Source organism: Kitasatospora sp. NPDC059088 (assembly GCF_042738155.1).
Taxonomy (GTDB): domain Bacteria; phylum Actinomycetota; class Actinomycetes; order Streptomycetales; family Streptomycetaceae; genus Kitasatospora.
In genome coordinates, this window is record NZ_JBHYGR010000024.1 from 1 (window position 1) to 21,433 (window position 21,433).

Genomic DNA, 21,433 nt, shown 5'->3' on the forward strand with positions numbered 1-21,433 from the left:
GCCCGCGGGCGCCCCCCCCCCTGGCCGTCGTTTTGCGCCTGGTGCTGATTGCCCTGGGGTTGCGGCGCGGCGGCCGCCGCCGCCTCCCCCCGCGGCGGGCGCCCCCCCCCCACCCCGCCGACGGAGAATCCGCGAGCCGGACGCCACCACAGTCGAGACCGACCCGACCCTGCCGAGCCTTCGCCGCGCCCCGGCGCCCGTGCTGGTCCGGCCCAGGATCCGCGCCGGCCCGCCCTATCGGCTCCGGGCTGCCGGGGGTGACGAGCCCTGCAGCCTGCTCATCCCCTCAGCGCCTTCCCTCGCCCGCACCGCCACTCTTCGGAGACTTCCATGCCCACGGCACCCGATGCCTTCTTCACCGCCCTGTCCGATTGCCTGGCCGGGCACATCACCACGGCGCGGCACCGCTCCAGGACCGCCCTCCCCGGGGGATACGAGCTGGCGCTGCTCACGCGAGACAGCACGGTCGGCGCGCTCCAGGCCGCCCCGTTCGCCCCGTCCCCCACGAATGCGGCCCGGATCTGCACCGCGCGGTTCTCCCCCGGCATCGCACTGCCGGTCGCGACGCGCGTGCTGGCCTTCTTGGTCCGCAACAGCCCGGCTCTCCCCGATGCCCGCGGCACCCGGGTGGACCCGGCGGACGTCGCGCGGCACCTCGATGTGGGGCTCCACGAGCAGCGGACCGACGACCCCGGGCTGTTCGTCACCTTCGGCCACGCACACGCGTGGCTTCATGACAACCGCCTCGGCATCACCCTGGGCAGTGCCGGCAGCGGCGGGAGCATCACCTTCACCGGCCCGTGGGACGCCGTGACGATCGGCGCGGTGACCGATCAGGCGCTGCGGGAGTTCACCCACGCCGGTGAGCTCGCCACGGAGGTCTCGGCCCTCCTGCCGTCGCCGTGGAACCGGGTGCTGACCGACCAGTGGCACCCTGACGCGGCGGTCATCCTCCCCCGGCACAGCCCGACGGCGGACGATCCGCTGGGCCGCCGCTTCTCCCGCGAGCTGCGCGCGGTCGGCGGACAGCTGCTTGAGCAGCGCCCGGACCTGGACATGCAGCCGTTCTTCTCAATGGAGGGGGCCGCGGTCGCGCTTCGGGTCACCCGCCGGGAGCGATCCGTGCCGCGCCTGGTGAAGTCCAGCCGGTACGTGCCGCCGCGGCCCGGCGGCCCGGCGGTGGTCGAGTACCACTCCGAGTACCTGCCGGAAGGCTTCCGGCGCCCGGACGGGTCCTGACCGCCGCCTGGGGACGACCACACCCCGCGGCAAGATGGAAATGTGGTCACCAATTTCTGTCGGGGCGGGTTGGCGCCCGGCCCGGCCACTCGACCCCCTCAGGAGGACCAGCGATGCCCGACGACGAGCCCACGATCCCCGAGCACTGCACCGCTTGCGGCTCGACCGCGCCCGACGACTGCGAGTTCGACGCCGAGTTCGACGGCTACTCGGCCTGCTGCAACGAGCCCGTCTGCTCGCCGCTGCCGGTCGACTTCCGCAGCCCGCTGCGCTATCCCGCCGAGCCCTGCTGCGACGCAGACCCCCGGTACGCGCCCCGGATCGCCCAGGCCCTGGAGGCCGCAGGCGTTGTGCACCACGGCCTTCGGGCGAGCAGGAACCGTGCCGGCTTCAGCCTCTTCCTTCCCGCCCTCGGCGGCAGCGCGGTCCTGCGCCAGGCCCTGTCCGGGCTCCGGCGCAGCGACTGGTGGTGCCGGCCGGACCGGAACGAGCCCGGCCTCACGGTCGTGCGGATCGACCTCTCGGCACCACGAGGCAGGGAGCGTGAGGGCGCACTCGGCCGCCTGGACCGGGATCTGTGGCTCGCCGGGTTCACGCCGTACGGCTTCCACATGGACGAGGGATTCTGGGGCTACCGGGCAGCCCTGCCCGCCGGGGAACCGGAAGGGTCTCCCCATGTCAGCATGCATGGCCCCGTCGGCCTTGACCTGCGGGACGGCAGGGAGGAGTCCGCCCGGCAGGTCGAGGCGGCCAAGGCCGCGCTGCGGCGGGCCGGATGGGCCATCAGCACCAGCCTGGGCCACTCGTTCTACGCCACCGCGCCAGTCGCCTGAGCTTCCGTCGGCTCCCAGCGCGGCTCCGCGGGCCCGCCTCCGTGCAGTCGGGCCCGCGGAGCCCACACCCCCAGGCGGCATTGACTTGTGGTAGGCTTGTTTTTGTCAAGGCGGGCTGGCGCCCTCCTGGCTACTCGATCTCACCCCACCTACGGAGACCCCATGTCCTCGACCCAACCGCCGCAGCTCCCGACCGGCAGCGACCTGCACGGCACGCTGATCCACCGCGTTCTGAGCGACGCGGGCATCGGGCACTGCGGCATCGCGGCAGTGCTTGGAGACCTGGTCTACGAGCTGATCCTCCCGGGCGACACCGACCCCGAGCGCATGCGACTGATCCTGGCCGCACTGCGCGGCAGCGACTGGACCGCGGCGCCCGACCGCCTGGACGACCAGGGCCGCCCGGTCGCACGCATCGACCTGCGGCCGCGACGCCTCCCCCGAGGCCGCGGCACGCTCGGCCACCTTCACCAGGTCCTGTGGCGCGCAGGCTTCACGCCTCACCGGTTCGGCCCGGCCGAGGCCTTCTGGGGCTACGTCGCCAGCCACCTCTTCGACGACGTGACCAGCCCCCCGTACGTCGGACTGCACGGGCCGGATGGTCTCGCCTCCGCCGAAGCATCCAGGCAGGCCCAGGCCGCCCAGGCCGCACTGCACGAGGCCGGATGGAGCACGCGACCGGCACTGGACCACTCCTTCTACGCGAGCCCCCCGGCAGCCTGAACCACCCCGCCCCATCACCGGGCCCGCAAGCCCGCCTTCGAGCAGCCGGGCCGTGAATCCACACTCACAGTCGGCATGCCATTGTGGTATGCTTCTTATTGTCTGGATGGGTTGGCGCCCTCCTGACCACTCGATCTCACCTCATCTACGGAGACTCCATGTCCTCAACCCACCCGCCGCGGGTCCCGACCGGCGACGACCCGGCATGTGAACCGCCCCTCTCTGGCGACACCGACCCTGAGTACATCCGACAGGGGGCAACCACAACCAGCACGACCACCCCGGCATACCGGATCGGGGAGCTGATCGGCGATCACTGCTACCCCATCTACGTCGGCCCCGAGTTCGGCATCTTCGCCGCCCTCGCCCTCCGTTGGGGCCGCGACTGGATCATCATCACCAGCCGGGGGGAGCTGAATGTGGGCCGTCCGGAGAAGGGCGTCCCCGGCGTCCAGAAGGCGGCCGCCCGTGTCGCGAACGAGTTCGCCGACGGGAACATCACCGCGCTGCCGCCATTCGCCGCCGAGCCGAAGCCGGTCCTGCCGGTGGGCGAGGTGCCTCTCCTGCACCCGCGAGTCCCCCAGACTCCCCGCAACATCAAGGCCGCCGAGGCGGCTGACACCACGATGGCCAAGTACTTCTGGCGGCGGCGCTCCGGCTTTCCCGGCTCAGACAACCCGGTGGATGCCGAATGCATGCTGTGCGGCTGGGTCGGCTCCCGCTACTTCAGCCACCTGCGCGGACGCAACGGGAATCCCCCGAGCATCACCCGCCACCCCGGCGGATGCGTCAGCCCGGACAAGATCCGCGAACTGATTCCCGGCTACCCGCAGTAGCCCAGGTGCCCGCCGGTTCCGGACCCCGAATCCGGCGGGCACCACCGTCACGACACCGTCCGGGACACCTCGCGGCCAGCGGGGGAGCGGGGCTGGTGAACCGCTCCTTCCACGCGAGCCCACCGACCGCCTGACCCTCTTTGCCCCGCCGTCGGGCCTGCGGGCCCGACGGCCCTTTCCCCCGCCGACCGACCGTCGGCGCCCCGTCAACTCTGGAGTTCGCCATGCCAGTTTCGAACGCCCTTCGCGAGAAGTACCACCGCACCGCCCGCTTCTGGCCCGCTCACCGTGACGAGGAGGGGAAGCTGTGCTGGCCGGCCCTCGAGGTGGCCGGCGCCCTCGTCTTCGTCTACGTCGACGGGAACACGCTGCGCGTCAGCGTGGACCTGGACACCCCGCACCGCGGGATCGTCGAGCGACCCAACACCCGCTCTACGATCCCGCTACACATCACCGTGCAGGGGACGACGGTGTTCTACGCGCCGTCCGAACGCTCCGGCGACCGCGCCTGGCGTGTCATCGCGCCCGACGGCGACCATCTGCTGTTCACGGACGGCCAGGAGCACCTCGCGCTCGCGGCCGCGGACGGGCTTGGCGGCCTGATCCAGTTCCGCAGGGCGCAGGACACGGTGTGGATCCCCTCATTCGTCCCGGGTACGGCCAAGGCAGCGCCCTGGTGGAAGCTGCTGTATCGCCGGATCTGCCGTACGGCATCCACAGCTGCCAACGCAACCCCGGTCCGCGCCTTCCGCAGCATGAGCGCCGCCATCCGGGGGCGGCTGCGGTGACGCGGTCCGTCCAGGAGCAGCTGCCGTTCGAGGACCTGCCCGAGATTCCGACCGCGTCGCCGTGGTGCCAGCGGTGGGAGGGGCGGCGGCACTCGTGGCGGCACCTGAGCGAGGGCGGGTTTGACGCCCGGAATTTCGAGGTCGCCCCCGTGGAGGAGCGGGAGGCGAAGGAGTTCGTGGTCAGGCACCACTACTCGGGTACCTATCCGGCGGCAGTCCGCCGGCTTGGCCTCTTCGACGTCTCGGAGGGCGGGCGCAGCCTGTGCGGGGTGGCCGTGTTCGGGGTGCCAGCTGGCCCCCGGGTGCTGACGCACGCACTGCCCGAACTTCGGCCCCACTCCGAAGCGCTGGAGTGCTCTAGGTTCGTACTGCGCACGAAATGTCCGGCCAATTCGGAGAGCTGGTTCCTGGCCAGGTGTTTCGAGGGCCTGCTGGCGGTCGGCGTGCGCGGGGTGGTCTCGTTCGCGGATCCGGTTCCCCGTCGCGACGCGGCCGGCCGGCTGGTGGCCGTGGGGCATGTCGGCACGATCTACCAGGCGACGAATGCGGTCTACACGGGCCGCGCAGTTGCGCGGTCGATCAAGCTGCTGCCGGACGGCACCGTGCTGAACGACCGCTCGGCACAGAAGGTGCGCCGCCAGGAGCAGGGTTGCGAGTACGTCCAGGAGAAGCTCGCTCGGCTCGGCGCCTCGCCCTTCCGGGCGGAGGCCGATCCGCGCGCCTGGCTGCGCCGTGCCCTGGACGAGGTGGGGGCGCGGACGGTCCGACACCGAGGTGCCCATCGGTACGTGTTCAGGCTGGGAGCCACCAGACGCGAACGGGAGGCGATCCGTCTCGGCGTGCCCGTGCTGGCGGCTTACCCGAAGCACCCGGATCCCGCACCCTGGCGCAGCTGATCTGCTCGCGAGTCGACACACCCTCAAATGGCACCGAAATGCGGTATACTTCTATCCGTCGGCAGGGGTTGGCGCCCCTCCGGCCGCTCGATCCGCGATCCCCAACGGAGGCATCATGCCCAGCTCCGCCCAGTACGCCGATCTCCTCTGGTTCCACCTCGACACCTCGCAGATCCCCGCCCGCGTCGTGCACACCGGCAGCGGCGAGTATTCGGTCGAGATCCCGGTCCGCCTCGGCGGGGTCTCCTTGCACCTCGAAGTCAGCACCGACGAGTACGGCACGCTCTGGCAGCTGCGCGACGAGCACGGCCCGGGCGTCGGCGGGTCGCGCTCCGACCTCACCGTCGACCGGGTGCCCGACTGGGTGCGCACCCTGCTGAGCCACTTCGGCGGGCACCTCGACGAGCCGTTCTTCCGCCCTGGCGACAGGGTTCTCGTGACGAACGACGACGGCGAGGCGAAGCAGGTGGTCTCCGTGGCCGAAGTCGTGGAGACGGGCGGGTCAACGTTCCTGGTGAGCGGGTCGGACGGACGACGCTGGCCCGCCGCGACCGCCGTGCACGCCATGTCGGCCGCCGAACGACGCGCTCTCAGCTCCTGATACCGACCGCCCGACCGGTCCTGCGGTGCTCCGCATGGCTGGTCGGGCGCACCTCCGGGCCACCGACGGCCCCAACGGGGGCCTTCCCGCGACCGGTCGCGGCAGTCTCCACCGCCGACGACCGGCTCGACGCGGCCGCCAGCCGGCCCCCACCGCCCCGCGGGCGGAGCCGGCCGGACCGAATCACGGAACACCGACAGCCGATCACCGAGGAGTCCCCGGATCGCGGGCCCCTCGATTGCCGAAGGGGAACAAGATGAAGCACGTGGTGCAGTTCAGCGCGGGCATCGGCTCATTCGCCGCTGCCCTGCGTGTCGCCGCGCGATACGGCACCAGCGATCTGGTGCTGCTGATCGCCGACGCGCACGCCGAGCACCCCGACCTGTGGAGGTTCGCCGACGACGTCGCCGATCACTTCAAGATCCCGCTGACTGTGGTCGCCGACCCCCAGGGACGCGACCCGTGGGACGTCTTCCTGGACGTCAGGTACCTGGGCAACAACCGGCTCGCGCCGTGCAGCTACTGGCTCAAGCAGAAGCCATGCCGGGACTGGGTCGAGGCGAACTGCGACCCAGGCGACACCGTGCTCTACGTCGGGATCGAGGGCACCAAGCACGACCGGGCCCGAATGCCGCCCATCGTGCGCGGCTGGTCGCCCTGGCCAGTGGTCTTCCCCCTCGCCGAATGGGACGAGCGACCGGCCGACAAGGAGGAGCTGTTCCAGGAGGCCCGAGCCCTCGGGATCGAGATCCCGCAGCTGTATCGCGATGGCCATGGACACAACAACTGCCGCGGTATGTGCGTACGGGGTGGCAAGGGCGCGTTCGTGCGCACTCTGCGGACCGACCCGGAGGCCTTCGCCTACGCCGAGCGGCGCGAGCAGGAGATCCGGGAGCACCTGGGCAAGGACGTGACGATCCTGCGCGAGCAGCGCAAGGGCGTCATCCACCGGATCACCCTCACCGAGCTCCGGCTTCGCGACGAAGCCGCCCGCCACGACGCCGCCGCCCAGCCCACCGCCACTTGAGCTCCCGGCAACGCCCGGCGCTACGACGCTGGGAACGCCTCGGCGACTTCCAGTCCGGCCCTGCCGGGCCGGGGCCGGCCCGGCGATCCACGACGGCCGGCCGCACGATGCGACGGCAAGGGCGCCCAACTCCCACCATGGGCAACATGTAATTGTGGTATGGTTGTTTCTGTCGAACCGTGCGGTTCGACACCCGGTCGGCGGTGGCTCCGCCGCCCGGCTCTCGATCCCGGACCCACGACCACCAGGAGGCCCACGATGTCCGCCCACGTGACGACCGAAGCGCAGCCCGCCGTCGGCGAGCGCACCCACGTCCAGATTCACCCGCACTCCCCCACCCTGCTGGTGCTCAACGCCAGGTTCGTGCTGCCGTTCGGAACGCAAGACCTGTCCCTGGCGATGCCGGCCGCGCCACAGGGCAGTCCCCCGTGGCAGTGCGCCGCGCTCGCGCTGTACCTCGGGCGACTGCGCCAGGGCGAGGTCGAGGCGAGTGCCGCCGCCCTGCGCGACTACCTCCTCAGCCGCGCGCCCGAACCGACCTACCTGTGGACCTACGAAAAGAGCGCGCGTCACGACGCGCAGGTCACGTGCCTGCTGGATTTCGTACTGGACACGAAGCCCGCCGCCTGGCGGGGCTGCTCGCTATCGGTGCTCGAGGGAGAAGACGGCTGCGGCGGATTCCGCCACGAGCGGATCTGGCGCGGCTGCCGCGACGTCGTGAAGGGCGCGCTGGACGAGATCACCGGCGAGCGCGATCGGCTGCGCGCAGTGAACCGCAGGTTCAACTCCTCCGAGCTGCTCAAGGCGATCGAGTCCGCCACTGCCCTGGCCGACGACGTGGAATCGGTGTGGCTCGCACTGCGAGCCGACGCCAACCGCGACCACGGCAGCCGCGCCCGCACGGCGATCCGTGGCACCGCCGTCGAGGCCGAGAACCGCGAGAGCATCCTGATGCCCCGCGCCGCTCCGCTGATCGTCACCGGGACTCTGCACCAGGCGGCAGACCAGAAGCGCGAGAACGACGGAGGCCTCGCCACCCGCCTCCAGCTCCTGCCGGACGAGGAGTTCCGCCAGCACCTCTCCGCTGTACCCGATCTGCTCGTCTGCCGGCTCGAAGGCGAGCTCGGCACCCGGGCGCTCCAGCAGGGCCTGCGCCGGGGCGACCGCGTGGCAGTACGCGGCCGCCTGGTGGTCCGTCACTACCGGGGTGACGACGGCATCCCCCGTTCGGCAACCCTGTTCCACGCCGACGGATTCGGCCCGCTTCTCGACTGAAAACCCAGCCGTCCGCCGGGCGGCCCGGCCAGCAGCCCCTGGCCGTCCGTCCGGCCGCGGCCCGGGCCTGGCGCATGTCGCTCGCCCCGAGCCGTCGACGTCCGCGACCACGTCGCCGGCGGGATCCGGCCGACCGCCGGATCCCGCGGGTGATGCCCCGAACCCGTGAGCCTAGACCGGGCGACGCCCCGCCCTCGTTCACCAGTGCACCCGGTTAGACCAGCAGGGCGCGAACGCCTAGGAGGCCACGGCGCCCTGGCTTCGGCAAGGCCGCGAGACTCCCCCGCGGGCACACCTCCCACTGAGGGGCGTCACCCGCAGTCGGCCCCCGCTCCGGTCATGCGGCCGGGGGTCCGGCCACGTACCCTGCGGCATGCTGCGACTGAGGGAGCTCATCAGCCGCGGCCGGCCGGATGTCCAGTCGCCGGCCGCCGGCCGAAGAAGCCGCCGCCCCACAGCCCCGCGTCGGCTTTAAATTGTGGTACCTTCTTTCTGTCTCCGGGAGTCCTGGGGACCCACCCCTCCAAGGAGTTAGCGATGATCCCCGCCGGCACCATCCCCGCGGACGACAAGAAGGCTGCCGAGCTGTACGGCTTGAGCCTGAGCCGGTACCGCACCGTCCAGCCCTGGAAGAAGTTCCCCCCGAGCGTCAAGTACCTGCAGAGCCCCGCCGCCAAAGTCCGCATCCACGACCTCGAGCAGCTCAAGGTCCAGATCAGCAACATGAAGCTGGAGGAGGGCGCGAAGCAGGAGATCCCCCTGCTGTCGCGGGACCCCGACATCCTGCTTCCGCAGAAGGCCGGCGAGGTGCCCCAGCTGAAGCCCGGCGTGAGGCTCCAGGGCGATGACCTACTCGACCGGTACGAGGCCTACGCGGCCATCCCCGAGAAGGACCGGCCGGCCTGGTCGACCTGGCTGCGGCTGATCGCCCCGCCCAGCGGCGGCGCCAAGACGGTGGGACCCGAGCCCGACGACGAGTTCGACATCGCCGGCGCCCGGCTCTGGCGGTATCGCACCCTCATGGATTGGAACAACAACCGGACTCCCCAGCACGCGACGGGCCACGGCCACGGCCGGCCCGTCGGCCGAGAGGAGCCCGGGACCCGCCAGCCGCGGCGCGACTTCATCGAGCGGGTCGACAAGACCCGCCAGCTGCTCTCCGACAACCCCGGCCTCACCAAGGCCGAGCTCGCCCAGGCACTCGGAGGCAAGTCCGAGCGGACCGTCGAGCGCATCCTCGCGTTCCTCGAGGAGGAGCACGCCGGCGGCCGGCAGCCGGAGAACTGAAGCCAGCACGGACGTCTGACCGCGGCCGCGCCGCCCGAGCAAACTCACCAGGGCGACCGTCGAGCCATCAGCTTCCTGACGTGCTGAAACAGCAGAAGCTCACCAGGCCGACCGGTGCTGCAGACCGCGAACTCACCACCGCGATCGTCAAACTCACCAGCACGCCGCGGCACCAGCGGTGAGGCACATCGGACTCACCGGCAAACTCACCAGCAGGTGATGCGGATCCGTTACGCGGGCTGCGGGCCGTGGGGAGGATTCCGGTAAGAACCGCGGGGTTGTCTCAGTTGAACACGATCACCAAGGACTCCCCGAGGCACTCATGAGCAGCATCTACGACCGGCCGTTCCTGTGCGCGCTGTACCTGCACCGGCTCGCGACCGCCGAGCAACTCCACCAGCTGGTGAGCCCGGACGTCTCCCTCGACCTGACGCGGCGCCGACTGAACGGCCTCCGCAAGCAGGGGGTCGTCGACCGCGCCCTGAAGGAGGGCCGGCAGGGCATTTGGTACCTCACCGACCGGGGACGTTCGATCGGCGAGACCATGGACGAACTGGCCGGCCGCACGAGCCCGCCGGCACCGGAGGACCCATTCGAGGCGAAGATGCGCAGCGAGCACAGCCTCGCAGTACTCAACACCCACCTGGCGTTCTTGAAGGACGCGCGCCGGCGGGGCGACGAGTACGGCTACCTGGACTGGTCCCCGGAGATCTACCACCGGGTGGTCGAGCAGGGCGCCGACGCACTGATCGCCGACGCACTGATGAGGTACACGGTGGTGAAGCCGTCCCGGGCGCTGCACCGGGCGTTCATCGAGGTCGACCGCGCCACGATGTCGTCGGAGGCGCTGGCGAGCAAACTCCTGGCCTACGCCCGGTTCCACCAGCTGCTCCCGGTTCCGGTCAGGCATCAGCGCAGTGTCCAGGCCCAGTCCGCGATCCCGGCCTGGCAGCACTACTACCCGGCGAACTTCCCCCGGATCCTGTTCGTCCTGACCGGCGCCGGCCCGACGGCGCGGCAGAACCGGGTGCGTGACCTGCAGGCCCTCGCCCAGACGAGCCCGCTGGTCGAGCGGACGCTTCAGACGGTGCGCGCCGGGGTCGCCAGTCTGGAGGAGATCGAGGAGCAGGGCCCGTCGGCGCCGGTGTGGGCGTCGCTGGCGGATCCGCAGCGGCCGCGGTGCGGTTGGGCTGAGCTGTGACACCCCTGGACGACCGACCGGTCGCTCCGACGACGAAGGCGAGGACGATGGAAGTCTCAGTTCTGGTGATCGGCACCGACCTGTCCATTCGGGAGGAGCAGGTCCCCGACGGTGGTGCCGAGCAGCGTGAGGCGTTGCGGCTGCTCGCGTGCGCAGGCCGCGAGGCCGGCAGGTTGGCCGCGCCGTCGTTCTACCACCGGCAGGCGGTGACCTGGGTTGGTCAGTTCGAGGCCGGGCTGGACGACGATCCGCGGTGGCGGGATGTGCTGTGCCGGCCGAACGTGCTGGCGACGGCGCTGGCGAGCGCGTGGCGGGGAGCCGACTTGGGGTTCGACTCGTACTGGCTGTACGGCCCAGTCGTCTTCTCCGGCGTGCAGGCTGGGGCGAACGTGGCGGGACTTACGACCGATCGCGTCCAGGACGCGGTGAAGGCGCAGCAGTCCTACGTGGGGCTTCTGGAGCGGTGGCGTCTCGATGCTGCGCCGGCCGATCAGGGGGAGCAGTGGCGCCGGGTTCTTGCGGCCGTTCGGTCGGTGGTACCGGCGGGGGCCCGCTGAGTAGAAGCAGAAAGACGGCTGTGGCCGGGACCGTGGGTGCGGTCCCGGCCACAGCTGTTTCGGCGACGTGCGGTCAGGCCGTCGACGTCTCGGGGGTCATGCCGATGGTGTGCGGGCCTCGGCGGGTGTCGGCGAGGACCAGGGCAAACCCGCTGGACTGAACGGCGTGTTGGAGGGCCCAGTAGTCCTGGTCGTATGGGAGAACGAGCTCCTGGATGATGATGCCGTCGAAGCGCCGTGCCCGCAGTTCCTTGATCATGCGCTGCCAGCGGAGGGGCCGCTGACCCGCGGTGTCGTGGAAGAGGGTGCCGACGGTCCACGACCGGCTGTGCGCTTCGAGGCGCCCGACGGCATGGGTGGAAGGGGCTGCCCGGGCCCGGGGCGAGGTGGCGTAGACGGCGACCAGGACCTGGGGGCCACCGCGGTGGTGGGGTATGCCGGCCGGGCGCAGTGGCGGAAGGGTCCGGGGGTCAGCTGAGGGCACGGTAATCCCCCTGCCGGGCGCTGAACGGGCGTCGGGTGGTGGCGGTCATGGTCAGGCGGCGAGTTCCCTGGTGGCGGGTGAGCCGGACCTGCCCACCCCGCCGGAGCGAACGGATCGCGGTGTCGTAACCGTCCCTGCCCCCGAACCAGTCGGGGAGTGCCATCTCCGCCACGGCATCGGCTCGCTGGAGTGTGGCGCGCAGGGTGCGGCGGAGGTGGCGCAGCGCCGGGCCGGGGGTGGCGTGGTAGGTGACGCGCAGGACGGTCCTGGTGTGTCCTCCGGTGGTGTGGGTGCTCTTGATGGTCGAGGTGTAGATCCTCATGCGGTCCCTGCCAGCGGTGCGGCGGCCAGGTCGGTGAGGGTGGAGGCGAGCCAGACGGCCGGGGTCAGGGTGGAGGTGGCGACGGGCCAGTGGAGCCAGCGCACCGGCTCGGGCTGGGTCGTGAGCGGAGGCAGTCGGTCGGGGCTCGGGTCGGGCATGTCCACCGTGGTGCCGGGCGGAAGTAGGCAGATGCCGGGGCCGAGCGCGCTCCAGTGCTCGGGGGCGGTGCCGCGGGTGATCAGCCAGTAGGTGACCTCAGTGGCGGCGTCGAGAAGAACGGGCCCGAGGTAGTCCGGGCGGTGCTCGGCTTGGAGGCGGGCGAGGGCAGCGAGGCCGGTGGCGACGGGCATGCGGGCGGTGTCCCAGTCCTGTCCGGTGGGGATAGCCAGGAGGGTGCCGGGTTCGGACCAGGCCACGATGGCACGATCGCGGTCGTGGCGGTCGAGGGTGCGGGCGAGGTAGAGGGCCGGGTGCAGTGTCGGCCGGGTGCGTCGGCGCGTGGTCGGCAGGGGGCTGGCCGGCGGCTGGGTGGTGGTCATGGTCGTCGTGGCTCAGGCGGGCCGGGCGGTGCGAGTGAAGACCTTGATGGGGTCGCTGGCGCTGCGACTGTCGGGCTCCCGCCCTTCGAGGTGGATGATCTTTCCCCTGTCCGGTCGGGCGCGCAGGTCCCGGACGTACCACGGTGTGCCGTCGAGGAGCACCCAGTCACCGATGGTGAGCTCGGCGACGGTGCGGTCGGTCGGGTCGCTGAGCGTGGTGCCGTCGGCGAGGCGGAAGCGGTTGGTGCCGAGCGGCTCGGCGCCGTTCCACTGGCGGTCCTCGGTGGCGGGGCGCCGGGTGGGCGCGGCCGGCCGGGGTCGGCCGGGACGGGTGGCGGGTTGCCTCGTGGGGGGTGGGACGCGCACGGTTTCTCCTGGTCAGGGTCGGCGGCCGGCAGCGGGCGCGGGCAGGACGGCGGGGTTGGCGGGAGCGATGGCTGTGGTGAGGGCGTCGGCGAGGTGTGCGGGGTCCGTGAGGTGGCCGCTGCCGTCGGGCGGGACCAGCCACTTTCGCTCGTTGCTGGTACTGCCGGGGCGCGGGCAGAGCAGCGTTCGGCCCTCGGCGACGATGTGGGTTCCCTCGATGTCGGGCCAGCGGGAGCCGGGCGGGATGAGGAAGTAGGCGGTTTCCGGCCCGGTCGGCGGGTAGTGGGCGAGGACCGGTCCGGGCGTCAGGCCGTGCGTACTCAGGTGGTCGAGCGCGGCAACGGCGTGCTTGGCGTTCATCGCGACGGCGTCGAACAGCGCGCCGATGGGGAGCGGGGAGTTCTCACCGCGGTTCCATCGGGCGGCGAGGGACGCCCGCGCGTCGACCGGGCAGGCGCGGGTGAGCCAGGCCATCCCGTCATGGCTCGGCGTCAACGAGGGCGCGGGTCGCTGGTGCGCGATCGCCGGTTCCGGGCGGCTCCGGTCGAGGTCCGGGACCGGGCACACGGCGGTGACAAGTTTGCCGTCGCCGAGGGGGATGGTGTCCCAGGCGCAGGTCAGGGCGTCGACGAGGCGCATTCCCTGGCCACGGGGGAGGGTTCCGGGTGCGGCCGGGTTGATCTCGGGCTTGGCGGCGCCGTTGGTGTCGCTGACGGCGATCCAGATGTGGGGGACTTCCACGGCCATGAGGATGTCGATCTGCCCTGCGTCGCCGTGTCGCATCGCGTTGGTGACCAGTTCGGCTAGAACGAGTTCGGGGCCGAACAGCGCGTCGGGGTCGTGAGCGCGTCCTTGGGCCGCCAGGGCGGTGCGCAGGTAGGTGAGGGCGGTCGCGCGGAGAGCGCTGACCTTCTGTTCGGTCGCGTTGGTCAGGCGCCAGGCCGTAGCGGGAGCGGTGTTCGGGGGCTGGAGGGCAGTGGTAGCGGTCATGACGCCTCCTGCGGGTGCGGCCGCTTGAAGAAGGCGGCGAGGTTGTTCTGCCGCTGCGCGGCCTGCGGCTCGGGGGTGGTCTGCGCGGGGGGCCGATGGGTCGGCGCGATGGCAGCCGGATAGGCGGTGTGCAGGGCGACGGCGAGCTGCCCGGTGAAGGTGAGGGTCCCGCTGCCGTCCGGTTCGACCAACCAGCGTGCGCCCTTGCGGTGGGGGATACCGGGCTGCGGGCACGGCAGAGGGGCGCTGTTGGGACCCAGGTGGGCGGTCAGGCTTCGGCCCCAGTTCCAGCACTTGTTCTGCACCACGGTGATGCCGGTGAGCAGGGTGTTCCAGTCGTGGAAGAGCGCCGGGACGAGGAAGACCAGGTCGGCGCCGGTGTCGAGGACGGGTCCCGGCTGGTGGTCCACGGCGAGGTGATGCAGCGCCAGGTCGCCGAGTCGGGCGTGAACGCGGATCGCGTCCCAGTAGCGCGGGGCGCCGGGCTCGATCGGGGCCTGGCCATGGGGGGTCTGCCATGCCGTAGTGCAGGCCTGGAGGTCCTGGCCGTGGAGGAGCCATCGCGCGCCCGAGTTGAGGGGGTGGCCGGCTCGGCGGACCGGTATCGGTTCGGCATGGGGCGTGGGCGGGACCGTTGTGTACTGCGGTCGCGTAGTGGGGTTCATCAGGGCTCCAGCCGCGTCGCGGGCCTGGGCAGGCCGACCGGCACCACAGATCGCGGATAGCGATCATGTGATCACTCAAAGCAAGCGGAACTTACTGTCCTCGCGAAATCGCGAGTAGTCAACCGCTATGCTCGCGAAATCGCGACATCCCTCCGGCAGACTCTGCCGCTCCAGCACCTCGCGGATGGCCGGTACCTACCGGCACGCGCCACCCCACCGGCCCAACCGGGCAGACTGTGACCCACACCCGCAGGAGGGACCCAACCGTGGCAACCAGCGCCCAGACCTACCGCCGCGCGCGTTTCGGCAGCGTCCTGCGCCGGCTCCGCGAGCAGCGCGGACTGACTCAATCCGCCGTGGCCGCGCAGGTTGGCGTCGGCGTGGACAGGATCAATCGCGTCGAGTCGGGCCGGGTGAAGCTCGAAGTCAGCCTGCTCCGTGGGCTCCTCGACCTCTACGGCGTGCAGGACCAGGTGCGCCGCGACGCGATGGAGGACATGGTCGTCAACCTCGCCAAGCCGGATTGGTGGGCCAACTACTCGCTGCACCTGGCCTTGCAGGACTACCTCGGCCTGGAGAAGGACGCGTCGGCCGCCTGGGCCTGGGAGCCGCTGCTGGTGCACGGCCGCTTGCAAACCAGGCGCTACGCCGAGGCCCTCCTGGCCTCGGGCGAGGGCGTGATTCCCGGCGGCCGGGGGCGCGTGGAGAACATGGTCGCCGTCCGCATGCACCGTCAGGAGGTCGTCACCAGCGCTCTGACGGTCGTCCTCAACTCGGCCGCGCTCGACACCGTCGTAGGCGGCCCGGATGTGATGCGCGAGCAGATCGCCCATCTGCTCACCCGCCCCGAGGTCGACCTGCGGATCCTGCCGACCGGGCGGCCCCACGTCGGCCTGGACGGCGCCTTCACCAGGCTGACCTTCCCCGACGGCGGCGAGCTCGCCTGCGTCGAGAGCCTGGTCACTACCTCCTACTTCGACGACCCCGAGTCCCTGTCGCTGTACGGCCGCGCCGCCGAGCAGCTCACCGAGCTTGCGCTCGACCCGAGCGCATCGCGGGCCTACCTCGAAGAGCGCGCCCGCGCCCTGTGACCCGAGATCCATCCCGGAAGGACCCTCATGCCGCACCACCCCCCTCGTCTCGCGCCGGACGAGTGGACCACCAGCTCCTACAGCGGCCAGCAGGGCAGCTGCGTACGCTGGCGCCGCGACCGCACCGCGGCGGACCACATCGAGATCGGCGACTCGAAGGACCCTGCCGGCCCGACGCTGAGCGTCTCGACGCCGATGTGGACAGCGTTCGTATCGTTCGCCCGAACGTTCGAGGTGTAACAGTGCCCCAGCACCACTGAGGGGGCGGGGACGACGGCATCGCGCCACTGCTCCCCGCCCCCTCAGCCTTCCCCCCGCGGCCGATGTGCGGTCGTCCCCGAAGGCAGGCGGGCGCCCACGGCCGTGTACGCGGAGGCCGATTCGGCCGGCACTCCCGCGCGAAGGCGTTCTCGCGCGCTGGTGCTCCACGGCCGGTCCTCTCGCCTGACTGTCTGCTCCCAGTCCAGCGCCCGTCCAGCGGGTGAGTCCAGGTCAGATCACCGGACAGATCAGGGCTCGCCCCGGGATACTGGGGCGCGCTGCCCCGCAGGCGCCAGGCGGGGATTGGAGGGGAGGGCGGATGGACGAAGCCGCTGCTGTCGGCAACCCGCTGTTCGTCGCAGCCCGGGTCCGGGTGGGCTTCCACACCCAGGAGGAGTTCGCCGAGGCCTTCGAGATCCGGGCCCGGGCGCTCGGGACGCCGCTGGGCATCTCGGTGCGCCAGGTCCGCCGGTGGGAGTCCATCCGCCCGGGCTGGCCAAACCGGGCCGCGCGCAGGGTGCTGGTGGACCTGCTCGACACCTCGCTGGAGGGCCTCGGCTTCGCACGGCCCCCGCGACCGCCAGGCCGGCGGCCGCAACCCGCAGCCGACGGGGAACCAGCCGACTCGCAGCTCACCCTTCTCCGGACCGCGCTGGACGATGCGGCCCGTACCGACTCGCTTCTCGGCCCGCGGGAATCGCTCCCCCGGACGCTCGCAATCCTTACCGACGTCGCTGACGCGGCCCGGCAAGCTCACGCGCCCCTACGCCGAGAGCTGCTGCTCCTCGGGGCCCGGGCAGCAGAGTTCGCGGCCTGGCTCTACCGGGACTCCGGCGCGCCGGCCGAGCACACCACCTACTGGCACGACCGCGCCGTCGAGTTCGCCACCATGGGCGGCGACGGAGCACTCCACGCATACGTGCTGCTACGCAAGGCGCAGGCCGCCGACGACGACCCCGCCCGCATGCGCGACCTCGCCCACGCCGCGCACTCCGGGCCCTGGTCGCTGCCGCTGCGTCCCCGCGCCGAAGCCCTGCAGCAGGAGGCCCGCGCCCTGGCCCTGACCGGCGTTCGGGGCGATCCGGTCGACCGGTTGCTCGACCAGGCCCGCGAAGCGATCGTCGCCGCTCCCCCGCCGACCGGTCCGGCCACCTGCAGCGGCCCACTGGGCGACGCCTACACCCTGGAGCGGCTGATGGCACAGAGCGCGCTCTGCCACCGCGAGTCCGACCAGGCGGCCCGCTCGGTCGAGGAGTTCCGCTCCTGCCTGGACACGGCGACGTTCGGAGCCCGGGACCAGGCGTTTTTCACCGCGGCACTTTCCGGTGCCCTCGCCGACGCTAACGAGCCCGACGAGGCCGCGCGCGCTGGGATGGACGCGCTGGCGATCGCCGCCGGGGCGGGCTTCGGCAGGGCGCTCGCCGAGCTACAGCGCACCTCCGCCCGGCTGGCCGGCCACGCCCGCCGTCCGGCGGTGCGTCAGCTACGCCAGGCCGTCCGTGAGGCCCGAATTCCGGCGCCCCGCCCCGCGCAGCCGCCGGCCGCATCGGCGTAACGCTGGAGCAAGCGACGGCCGGCGCCGTCCGCAGGGCGCGCACGGCGCCGGTGGAAGCGAAGGAGCCGCGGCTCGGCGTGCAGTGGGGAGCGGTTGTCCTCACGATGGCCTGGAACGCCAGGCTCGCGGTCGACTGATGTCCCCGCCAGCAGACCGGCAACTCCTATAAGTCAGGCCGCGGACGGATCTGCCCCAGGCCAGCAGCCGAGGAAGTGCGCTACCCGGTCGATGACCTCCACCTGCCAAGCCTTGGTCTGGGGGTGGGCGTAGCCGGGGTCGTTATGGACGGCGAATCCATGCTCCGAACCGTCCAGCTCGTAGAGCGTGGTGGGTCCGCCGAAGGCGGTGCGGTAGCGGCGGGAGGACTCGATCGGGACGAAGGTGTCCTTGGTGCCGTGCACGATCAACGTGGGGGCGACCACCCTGGCCAGGTAGGCGTCGGGGTCGATGAGCTGGACCTCGTTCAGCAGGGCCCGGCCGAGGGCGAAGGGCGAGCGCTCGGTGAAGCCTTGGCGCTCCAGGTCGAGGGCGGCCTGGGCTTGGAGGTAGTCGCCGCTGACGTATGGGCGGGAGGTGATGTAGCGCTCCTTGTAGTCCAGCCTGGGGTTGAGCAGGACCAGGTTGGCCACCTCGTCGGGCCGGGCCGCGGCATGCATCGCTGCCGCGCCGCCGGAGAACGAGGCCGCGATGACGTGCACCGGAATCCGGGTGCTCGCCTCGGCGCGGAGGTGGTCGGTGGCGGCCCGGATGTCGTTGGCGACGCCGGCGATGGTGATGTCTTCCTGCCGGCCGTCGGAGGTCCCATGGGCGCGCAGGTCGAAGCGCAGGCTCCTGATTCCGGCGGCGGCGATTCCGGCGGCCAGGCGGTCGAAGAAGCCCCCTTCGTGGCGAGTCACGCCGGCCCCGTGGACCAGCACCGCCAAGCCGCGCTGCTCGCCCTGAGGCTCCCTCACGGTTCCGCACAGCTGGATCCCGTCGAGCGAAGAGAACACCGTCTCGTGATCAGTCATGCACGGATGGTAGCCGCGTGGGGCGCGGCCTTGGAGGGCGCACGGGAGTGCGTCCCCCTGCTGGAGCGCGCGTTGCTGGCCTGTCAGGCCGCGACGGTCCAGGTCGCGAGGAAGAAAGGATCGCACCGTGGGGCGAGGGGAAGCGGAACGCCGTTGGCCCGTGACCCGGTGATCGGGACGCCGTGTGGAGCGGGTTCACGCCCGGCCTGCGGGCAGAGCCTGCCGACGGTGGCCGTCCCGGAAGGCCTCGGGGATCAGAACGGTCTCGAACTCGTCCAGCGGTTCGCCGACCCACTGCGCCGGGGGCTCGGCGGCGGGGGCCGCGGCCGTCGCGGTGTACTGGTCCCAGGACCACCGCGTGTAGATGTGATCGGCGCCGAAGACGTGCGTGCTCGCGACGACAAGACGGCCCGCGCGCTGCCGGGCGGCGGCTGTACGGCCGGCCATGAGGTCTTGCTGCGTGTCCGTCCACGCCAGCCGGTACCACGCGGGCGGGACGGGCGGCGCGGTCGGGCGCGGCGGTGCGGCGACGGCGCAGTGGGCAGCGCGATCGCTGCGCAGCGATGCAACAGGCGGCCTGCTGGAGGCCTTGGCGGCCAGGCGCCAGCCGAGAACCGCGGCGGCCACGAGGAGCAGCGCGACGACGACGGCGGGCAGTCGGTCCGGGATCAGCACGGTGTCCTCCAGGTGCTCGGTGGGCGGGGTCTTTGGGCGTGTGGACAACGAGGCCGGGATCAGGCGGAGCTGCCGGTGCGCCCGGACGGGCGAACTGCGTTCTGCGCCGTGTCCAGGCAGTCGGTGCACAGGGGGAGTTCGGGCGGTGTTCCTCGTCCGGGTCGCCCGCACGAGGTGATCGCGCAGCGCCAGGTGACCGCCTGGTCGGGGATGATCGGGCCGGGGGCCGGGACCTCGGTCCGGACGGGCCTGGTGCGTGCGGCCGCGTCCAGGGCGTCGGTGTCGGCGGAGAGCGTGGCGGCGGCTCGGGCCGCGAGCCGCTCGGCTTCGCGCAGGCCGCAGGCCGTGCACTCCTGACCGGTCGTGAGGAGCAGCCCGCGTTCGCAGTCGGGCAAGTCGCAGTCGTGGCCCATCTCCAGGACGGTCGCCAGGTAGCCGACCGGGCGCTTGATCGCGTCCGGGTGCCATTCGGGGAGCTGGATCCGCTCCGGGGCTTGGGCGCGGAACCAGCCGGCGTTGACGCGGGCCTGGACGTGATCGGCGGTACGGCCGCAGCGCAGCAGGTCGCGGACGCGGTCGCGGATCATCTTCGGCGTTCGGCCGGGCTCCCACAGGCGCAGGGTGTCCAGGACGGTGTAGGCGTCGCTCTCCCCCGGCAGGAGCCTGGCGGTGGTGGTGCGGATCGTCTTCGGTCGCGGGCTGGTCTTGGTTCCGGTCGCGGCGAAGCCGCCGGGGACGGGATCCTCGTGCGCGCCTGCGCGCGCGAAACCACCCGTCACCTGGCCTTCGGCCGTCCGGAAGGCGTCTGGAGAAGGGGTCTGGACAGGGCTATAGATATTGGGCGTCACCGGTGCTGCCAGGGTCGCAGCACCGGTGCTGCCAGGGGTGGCGTCACCGGTGCTGCTACCCCCCTTGGCTCGGGCGGCCTTGAGCGCCTTGGTGCTGACGCCCTTCGGGACGCCGCCCCGGGGCACGATCCCGGCCTTCCGCTTGGCCTCACGGCGCTGCTCGCGGTGGGCCTTGGCGACGTCCGCCGCCTTGACGCCGGGCGGCAGGGGGTCGGTCCAGGTGACGGTGCCTTGCCACATCACCCCGGCGTCGTGGAGGTGGTAGACGCTCGCGTCGTGGTTGCCGGGATTGAGCGGGTCCATCCGTTCCTCGACGGTGACCATGCCGGCCACCTCCATCTCGTCCAGGGTCCGGTCGAGAGTGGAGAGGCTGACGCCGAGCTGGCGGGCGAGCTCCCGCCGGTAGGGGTGGCCGAGGGTGGTGTCGCGACCCTGGGTGTCGGCGTAGCTGACGAGGATGCCGTAGAGGGTGCGCGCGTTTGTGGAGTACCGCGGGTCGCACATCCACAGGTTGGCGACCATGCCGAACGGAAGGCCGCCGCCGCGCCGGACCTCGGGCTTGAGGCTCATCGGGCCGTCGCCGTGGCGAGGTGGCGCGGGCGGGGCCCGTGGCTGGCGGTGGAGGAGGCCAGTGCCCTCTGTGCGAGACCCGGAATCGGGTCTGGCGTGGCGAGCATGGGGCTGACGGCGCGGTGGTGGGCGGCCTGCAGGAGGCAGGTCAGCGCGCGTTGGTGGTCTCCCGTGAGGGCGCTGACCTGACCGAGGATTTCGAGCGCCTCGGCGGTGTAGGGGTGGTCGGCACCGAAGCGGCGTGCGGTGTCGTCGACGTGCAGGGCCGACAGGCGGGCAGCGTCGGCGAGGCGGCCGGTCCGAACGGCGGTGGCGATGTGGAGCCGGGCGACAGTCGTCGCGGTCGGGGGTGTGGGGGCATGGCGGGGAGGCGGAGCCGTCGGCGCGGCCGCGGGTGCCAAGGGGTTCTTGTGCAGTCGGGTGCGCAGCCGGCGAAGGAGACCGGGGCGCCGCTGGGCTGCGTTGCCGTCGGGTGTGGTGCTGGTCATTGGGGCTCCCCGCTCGGGTGATCATCGGTCACCCGTAGAGAACCCCGCGGCTCTTACCGGTTTTCTGTCCACGGGAACCCCTCCGTGATCACAGGTTGATAACGGGCGCTGGTGAGTTCGCTGACGCTGGTGTGTTCGATTCGATGGCCCGGGCCGCTGGAGCCCGGGACTCGGAGGTGGCGGTTCTAGTCGGCGTCGACGGCGGGCGGGCACGGTCCGGTGCCGCTCGGCGACGGCCGGCGGCGGGTGGTGAGTTGCGTTGCGGCGGTGTCCGGCGGCTGGTGAGTTTGCCAAGTCGGCCGCCAC

General features: G+C 71.8%; 25 protein-coding genes. 15 read left to right on the forward strand and 10 right to left on the reverse strand.

Annotated features, from left to right (window positions below; all coding sequences use genetic code 11):
- The first annotated feature begins 330 nt into the window (after nucleotides 1-330).
- The 12 genes from ACFWXO_RS13465 (at nucleotide 331) to ACFWXO_RS13520 (ending at nucleotide 11,263) form a co-directional block, all read left to right on the forward strand.
- Entirely contained in the window at nucleotides 331-1,239 is a 909-nt protein-coding gene (locus ACFWXO_RS13465) for a hypothetical protein (RefSeq protein ID WP_380523859.1), read from the forward strand.
- A 113-nt stretch (nucleotides 1,240-1,352) separates the two neighbouring features.
- Entirely contained in the window at nucleotides 1,353-2,072 is a 720-nt protein-coding gene (locus tag ACFWXO_RS13470) for a hypothetical protein (protein ID WP_380523860.1), read from the forward strand.
- Between the two features lie 162 nt (nucleotides 2,073-2,234).
- The gene (locus ACFWXO_RS13475) at nucleotides 2,235-2,795 is read left to right on the forward strand and encodes a hypothetical protein (RefSeq protein WP_380523862.1); all 561 of its coding nucleotides are present in this window, start codon (nucleotides 2,235-2,237) and stop codon (nucleotides 2,793-2,795) included.
- A gap of 158 nt (nucleotides 2,796-2,953) precedes the next feature.
- Nucleotides 2,954-3,631, forward strand: coding sequence for a hypothetical protein (locus tag ACFWXO_RS13480; RefSeq protein WP_380523864.1), 678 nt, complete (start codon nucleotides 2,954-2,956; stop codon nucleotides 3,629-3,631).
- Nucleotides 3,632-3,855: 224 nt separating this feature from the next.
- The gene (locus tag ACFWXO_RS13485; RefSeq protein ID WP_380523866.1) at nucleotides 3,856-4,419 is read left to right on the forward strand and encodes a hypothetical protein; all 564 of its coding nucleotides are present in this window, start codon (nucleotides 3,856-3,858) and stop codon (nucleotides 4,417-4,419) included.
- A complete protein-coding gene (locus ACFWXO_RS13490; protein WP_380523868.1) occupies nucleotides 4,416-5,315 on the forward strand; it encodes a hypothetical protein in 900 nt (299 codons plus the stop codon). The genes ACFWXO_RS13485 and ACFWXO_RS13490 overlap by 4 nt, the downstream gene beginning before the upstream one ends.
- 115 nt (nucleotides 5,316-5,430) lie before the next feature.
- Nucleotides 5,431-5,916 (forward strand): hypothetical protein, encoded by a 486-nt coding sequence (locus ACFWXO_RS13495; protein ID WP_380523869.1) that lies wholly within the window; start codon nucleotides 5,431-5,433, stop codon nucleotides 5,914-5,916.
- 256 nt (nucleotides 5,917-6,172) lie between these two features.
- A complete protein-coding gene (locus tag ACFWXO_RS13500; protein ID WP_380523870.1) occupies nucleotides 6,173-6,943 on the forward strand; it encodes a hypothetical protein in 771 nt (256 codons plus the stop codon).
- A 258-nt stretch (nucleotides 6,944-7,201) separates the two neighbouring features.
- A complete protein-coding gene (locus ACFWXO_RS13505; protein WP_380523871.1) occupies nucleotides 7,202-8,218 on the forward strand; it encodes a single-stranded DNA-binding protein in 1,017 nt (338 codons plus the stop codon).
- A gap of 537 nt (nucleotides 8,219-8,755) precedes the next feature.
- The gene (locus ACFWXO_RS13510) at nucleotides 8,756-9,505 is read left to right on the forward strand and encodes a winged helix-turn-helix domain-containing protein (protein ID WP_380523873.1); all 750 of its coding nucleotides are present in this window, start codon (nucleotides 8,756-8,758) and stop codon (nucleotides 9,503-9,505) included.
- A 322-nt stretch (nucleotides 9,506-9,827) separates the two neighbouring features.
- Nucleotides 9,828-10,706 carry a replication-relaxation family protein gene (locus ACFWXO_RS13515; RefSeq protein WP_380523875.1) on the forward strand — a complete coding sequence of 293 codons (879 nt, stop codon included), beginning with the start codon at nucleotides 9,828-9,830 and terminating at the stop codon, nucleotides 10,704-10,706.
- A 47-nt stretch (nucleotides 10,707-10,753) separates the two neighbouring features.
- Nucleotides 10,754-11,263 (forward strand): hypothetical protein, encoded by a 510-nt coding sequence (locus tag ACFWXO_RS13520; protein WP_380523876.1) that lies wholly within the window; start codon nucleotides 10,754-10,756, stop codon nucleotides 11,261-11,263.
- Between the two features lie 73 nt (nucleotides 11,264-11,336).
- Here ACFWXO_RS13520 and ACFWXO_RS13525 read toward each other — a convergent pair whose 3' ends face one another.
- The 6 genes from ACFWXO_RS13525 to ACFWXO_RS13550 are packed head-to-tail and all read right to left on the reverse strand — an operon-like array spanning nucleotide 11,337 to nucleotide 14,629.
- Complete coding sequence (locus ACFWXO_RS13525) at nucleotides 11,337-11,747, reverse strand: hypothetical protein (protein WP_380523878.1); 411 nt, start codon at nucleotides 11,745-11,747, stop codon at nucleotides 11,337-11,339.
- On the reverse strand, nucleotides 11,734-12,069 hold the full coding sequence (locus ACFWXO_RS13530; RefSeq protein WP_380523880.1) for a hypothetical protein: 336 nt from the start codon (nucleotides 12,067-12,069) through the stop codon (nucleotides 11,734-11,736). Before ACFWXO_RS13530 ends, ACFWXO_RS13525 begins: the two co-directional genes overlap by 14 nt.
- A complete protein-coding gene (locus tag ACFWXO_RS13535; RefSeq protein ID WP_380523882.1) occupies nucleotides 12,066-12,608 on the reverse strand; it encodes a hypothetical protein in 543 nt (180 codons plus the stop codon). Before ACFWXO_RS13535 ends, ACFWXO_RS13530 begins: the two co-directional genes overlap by 4 nt.
- Nucleotides 12,609-12,620: 12 nt before the next feature.
- Nucleotides 12,621-12,974 carry a hypothetical protein gene (locus ACFWXO_RS13540; protein ID WP_380523884.1) on the reverse strand — a complete coding sequence of 118 codons (354 nt, stop codon included), beginning with the start codon at nucleotides 12,972-12,974 and terminating at the stop codon, nucleotides 12,621-12,623.
- Between the two features lie 12 nt (nucleotides 12,975-12,986).
- Entirely contained in the window at nucleotides 12,987-13,964 is a 978-nt protein-coding gene (locus ACFWXO_RS13545) for an ATP-binding protein (RefSeq protein WP_380523885.1), read from the reverse strand.
- A complete protein-coding gene (locus tag ACFWXO_RS13550) occupies nucleotides 13,961-14,629 on the reverse strand; it encodes a hypothetical protein (RefSeq protein ID WP_380523887.1) in 669 nt (222 codons plus the stop codon). The genes ACFWXO_RS13545 and ACFWXO_RS13550 overlap by 4 nt, the downstream gene beginning before the upstream one ends.
- A 266-nt stretch (nucleotides 14,630-14,895) precedes the next feature.
- Between ACFWXO_RS13550 and ACFWXO_RS13555 the strand changes: the two genes are divergently transcribed.
- The 3 genes from ACFWXO_RS13555 to ACFWXO_RS13565 all read left to right on the forward strand — a co-directional run bounded on the left by ACFWXO_RS13555 (nucleotide 14,896) and on the right by ACFWXO_RS13565 (nucleotide 17,536).
- A complete protein-coding gene (locus ACFWXO_RS13555) occupies nucleotides 14,896-15,720 on the forward strand; it encodes a helix-turn-helix domain-containing protein (RefSeq protein WP_380523889.1) in 825 nt (274 codons plus the stop codon).
- 27 nt (nucleotides 15,721-15,747) lie between these two features.
- On the forward strand, nucleotides 15,748-15,960 hold the full coding sequence (locus ACFWXO_RS13560; protein WP_380523891.1) for a DUF397 domain-containing protein: 213 nt from the start codon (nucleotides 15,748-15,750) through the stop codon (nucleotides 15,958-15,960).
- Between the two features lie 340 nt (nucleotides 15,961-16,300).
- Complete coding sequence (locus tag ACFWXO_RS13565; RefSeq protein WP_380523893.1) at nucleotides 16,301-17,536, forward strand: XRE family transcriptional regulator; 1,236 nt, start codon at nucleotides 16,301-16,303, stop codon at nucleotides 17,534-17,536.
- A 170-nt stretch (nucleotides 17,537-17,706) separates the two neighbouring features.
- On the opposite strand, the gene ACFWXO_RS13570 is transcribed toward ACFWXO_RS13565, so the two are convergent.
- From ACFWXO_RS13570 to ACFWXO_RS13585, 4 genes are all read right to left on the reverse strand, one after another.
- A complete protein-coding gene (locus tag ACFWXO_RS13570) occupies nucleotides 17,707-18,546 on the reverse strand; it encodes an alpha/beta hydrolase (RefSeq protein ID WP_380523894.1) in 840 nt (279 codons plus the stop codon).
- Nucleotides 18,547-18,741: 195 nt separating this feature from the next.
- On the reverse strand, nucleotides 18,742-19,269 hold the full coding sequence (locus tag ACFWXO_RS13575; RefSeq protein ID WP_380523896.1) for a hypothetical protein: 528 nt from the start codon (nucleotides 19,267-19,269) through the stop codon (nucleotides 18,742-18,744).
- An 11-nt stretch (nucleotides 19,270-19,280) separates the two neighbouring features.
- Nucleotides 19,281-20,639 (reverse strand): hypothetical protein, encoded by a 1,359-nt coding sequence (locus ACFWXO_RS13580; protein ID WP_380523897.1) that lies wholly within the window; start codon nucleotides 20,637-20,639, stop codon nucleotides 19,281-19,283.
- Nucleotides 20,636-21,127: a tetratricopeptide repeat protein gene (locus tag ACFWXO_RS13585; protein WP_380523899.1), complete on the reverse strand. Its 492-nt coding sequence runs from the start codon at nucleotides 21,125-21,127 to the stop codon at nucleotides 20,636-20,638. Before ACFWXO_RS13585 ends, ACFWXO_RS13580 begins: the two co-directional genes overlap by 4 nt.
- Nucleotides 21,128-21,433 lie beyond the last annotated feature (306 nt).

Coding starts and splice junctions, on each gene's coding strand:
- ACFWXO_RS13465 (WP_380523859.1), top strand. CDS start 331: ATGCCCACGGCACCCGATGCCTTCTTCACCGCCCTGTCCGATTGCCTG.
- ACFWXO_RS13470 (WP_380523860.1), top strand. CDS start 1,353: ATGCCCGACGACGAGCCCACGATCCCCGAGCACTGCACCGCTTGCGGC.
- ACFWXO_RS13475 (WP_380523862.1), top strand. CDS start 2,235: ATGTCCTCGACCCAACCGCCGCAGCTCCCGACCGGCAGCGACCTGCAC.
- ACFWXO_RS13480 (WP_380523864.1), top strand. CDS start 2,954: ATGTCCTCAACCCACCCGCCGCGGGTCCCGACCGGCGACGACCCGGCA.
- ACFWXO_RS13485 (WP_380523866.1), top strand. CDS start 3,856: ATGCCAGTTTCGAACGCCCTTCGCGAGAAGTACCACCGCACCGCCCGC.
- ACFWXO_RS13495 (WP_380523869.1), top strand. CDS start 5,431: ATGCCCAGCTCCGCCCAGTACGCCGATCTCCTCTGGTTCCACCTCGAC.
- ACFWXO_RS13500 (WP_380523870.1), top strand. CDS start 6,173: ATGAAGCACGTGGTGCAGTTCAGCGCGGGCATCGGCTCATTCGCCGCT.
- ACFWXO_RS13505 (WP_380523871.1), top strand. CDS start 7,202: ATGTCCGCCCACGTGACGACCGAAGCGCAGCCCGCCGTCGGCGAGCGC.
- ACFWXO_RS13510 (WP_380523873.1), top strand. CDS start 8,756: ATGATCCCCGCCGGCACCATCCCCGCGGACGACAAGAAGGCTGCCGAG.
- ACFWXO_RS13515 (WP_380523875.1), top strand. CDS start 9,828: ATGAGCAGCATCTACGACCGGCCGTTCCTGTGCGCGCTGTACCTGCAC.
- ACFWXO_RS13520 (WP_380523876.1), top strand. CDS start 10,754: ATGGAAGTCTCAGTTCTGGTGATCGGCACCGACCTGTCCATTCGGGAG.
- ACFWXO_RS13530 (WP_380523880.1), bottom strand. CDS start 12,069: ATGAGGATCTACACCTCGACCATCAAGAGCACCCACACCACCGGAGGA.
- ACFWXO_RS13535 (WP_380523882.1), bottom strand. CDS start 12,608: ATGACCACCACCCAGCCGCCGGCCAGCCCCCTGCCGACCACGCGCCGA.
- ACFWXO_RS13545 (WP_380523885.1), bottom strand. CDS start 13,964: ATGACCGCTACCACTGCCCTCCAGCCCCCGAACACCGCTCCCGCTACG.
- ACFWXO_RS13550 (WP_380523887.1), bottom strand. CDS start 14,629: ATGAACCCCACTACGCGACCGCAGTACACAACGGTCCCGCCCACGCCC.
- ACFWXO_RS13560 (WP_380523891.1), top strand. CDS start 15,748: ATGCCGCACCACCCCCCTCGTCTCGCGCCGGACGAGTGGACCACCAGC.
- ACFWXO_RS13565 (WP_380523893.1), top strand. CDS start 16,301: ATGGACGAAGCCGCTGCTGTCGGCAACCCGCTGTTCGTCGCAGCCCGG.
- ACFWXO_RS13570 (WP_380523894.1), bottom strand. CDS start 18,546: ATGACTGATCACGAGACGGTGTTCTCTTCGCTCGACGGGATCCAGCTG.
- ACFWXO_RS13580 (WP_380523897.1), bottom strand. CDS start 20,639: ATGAGCCTCAAGCCCGAGGTCCGGCGCGGCGGCGGCCTTCCGTTCGGC.
- ACFWXO_RS13585 (WP_380523899.1), bottom strand. CDS start 21,127: ATGACCAGCACCACACCCGACGGCAACGCAGCCCAGCGGCGCCCCGGT.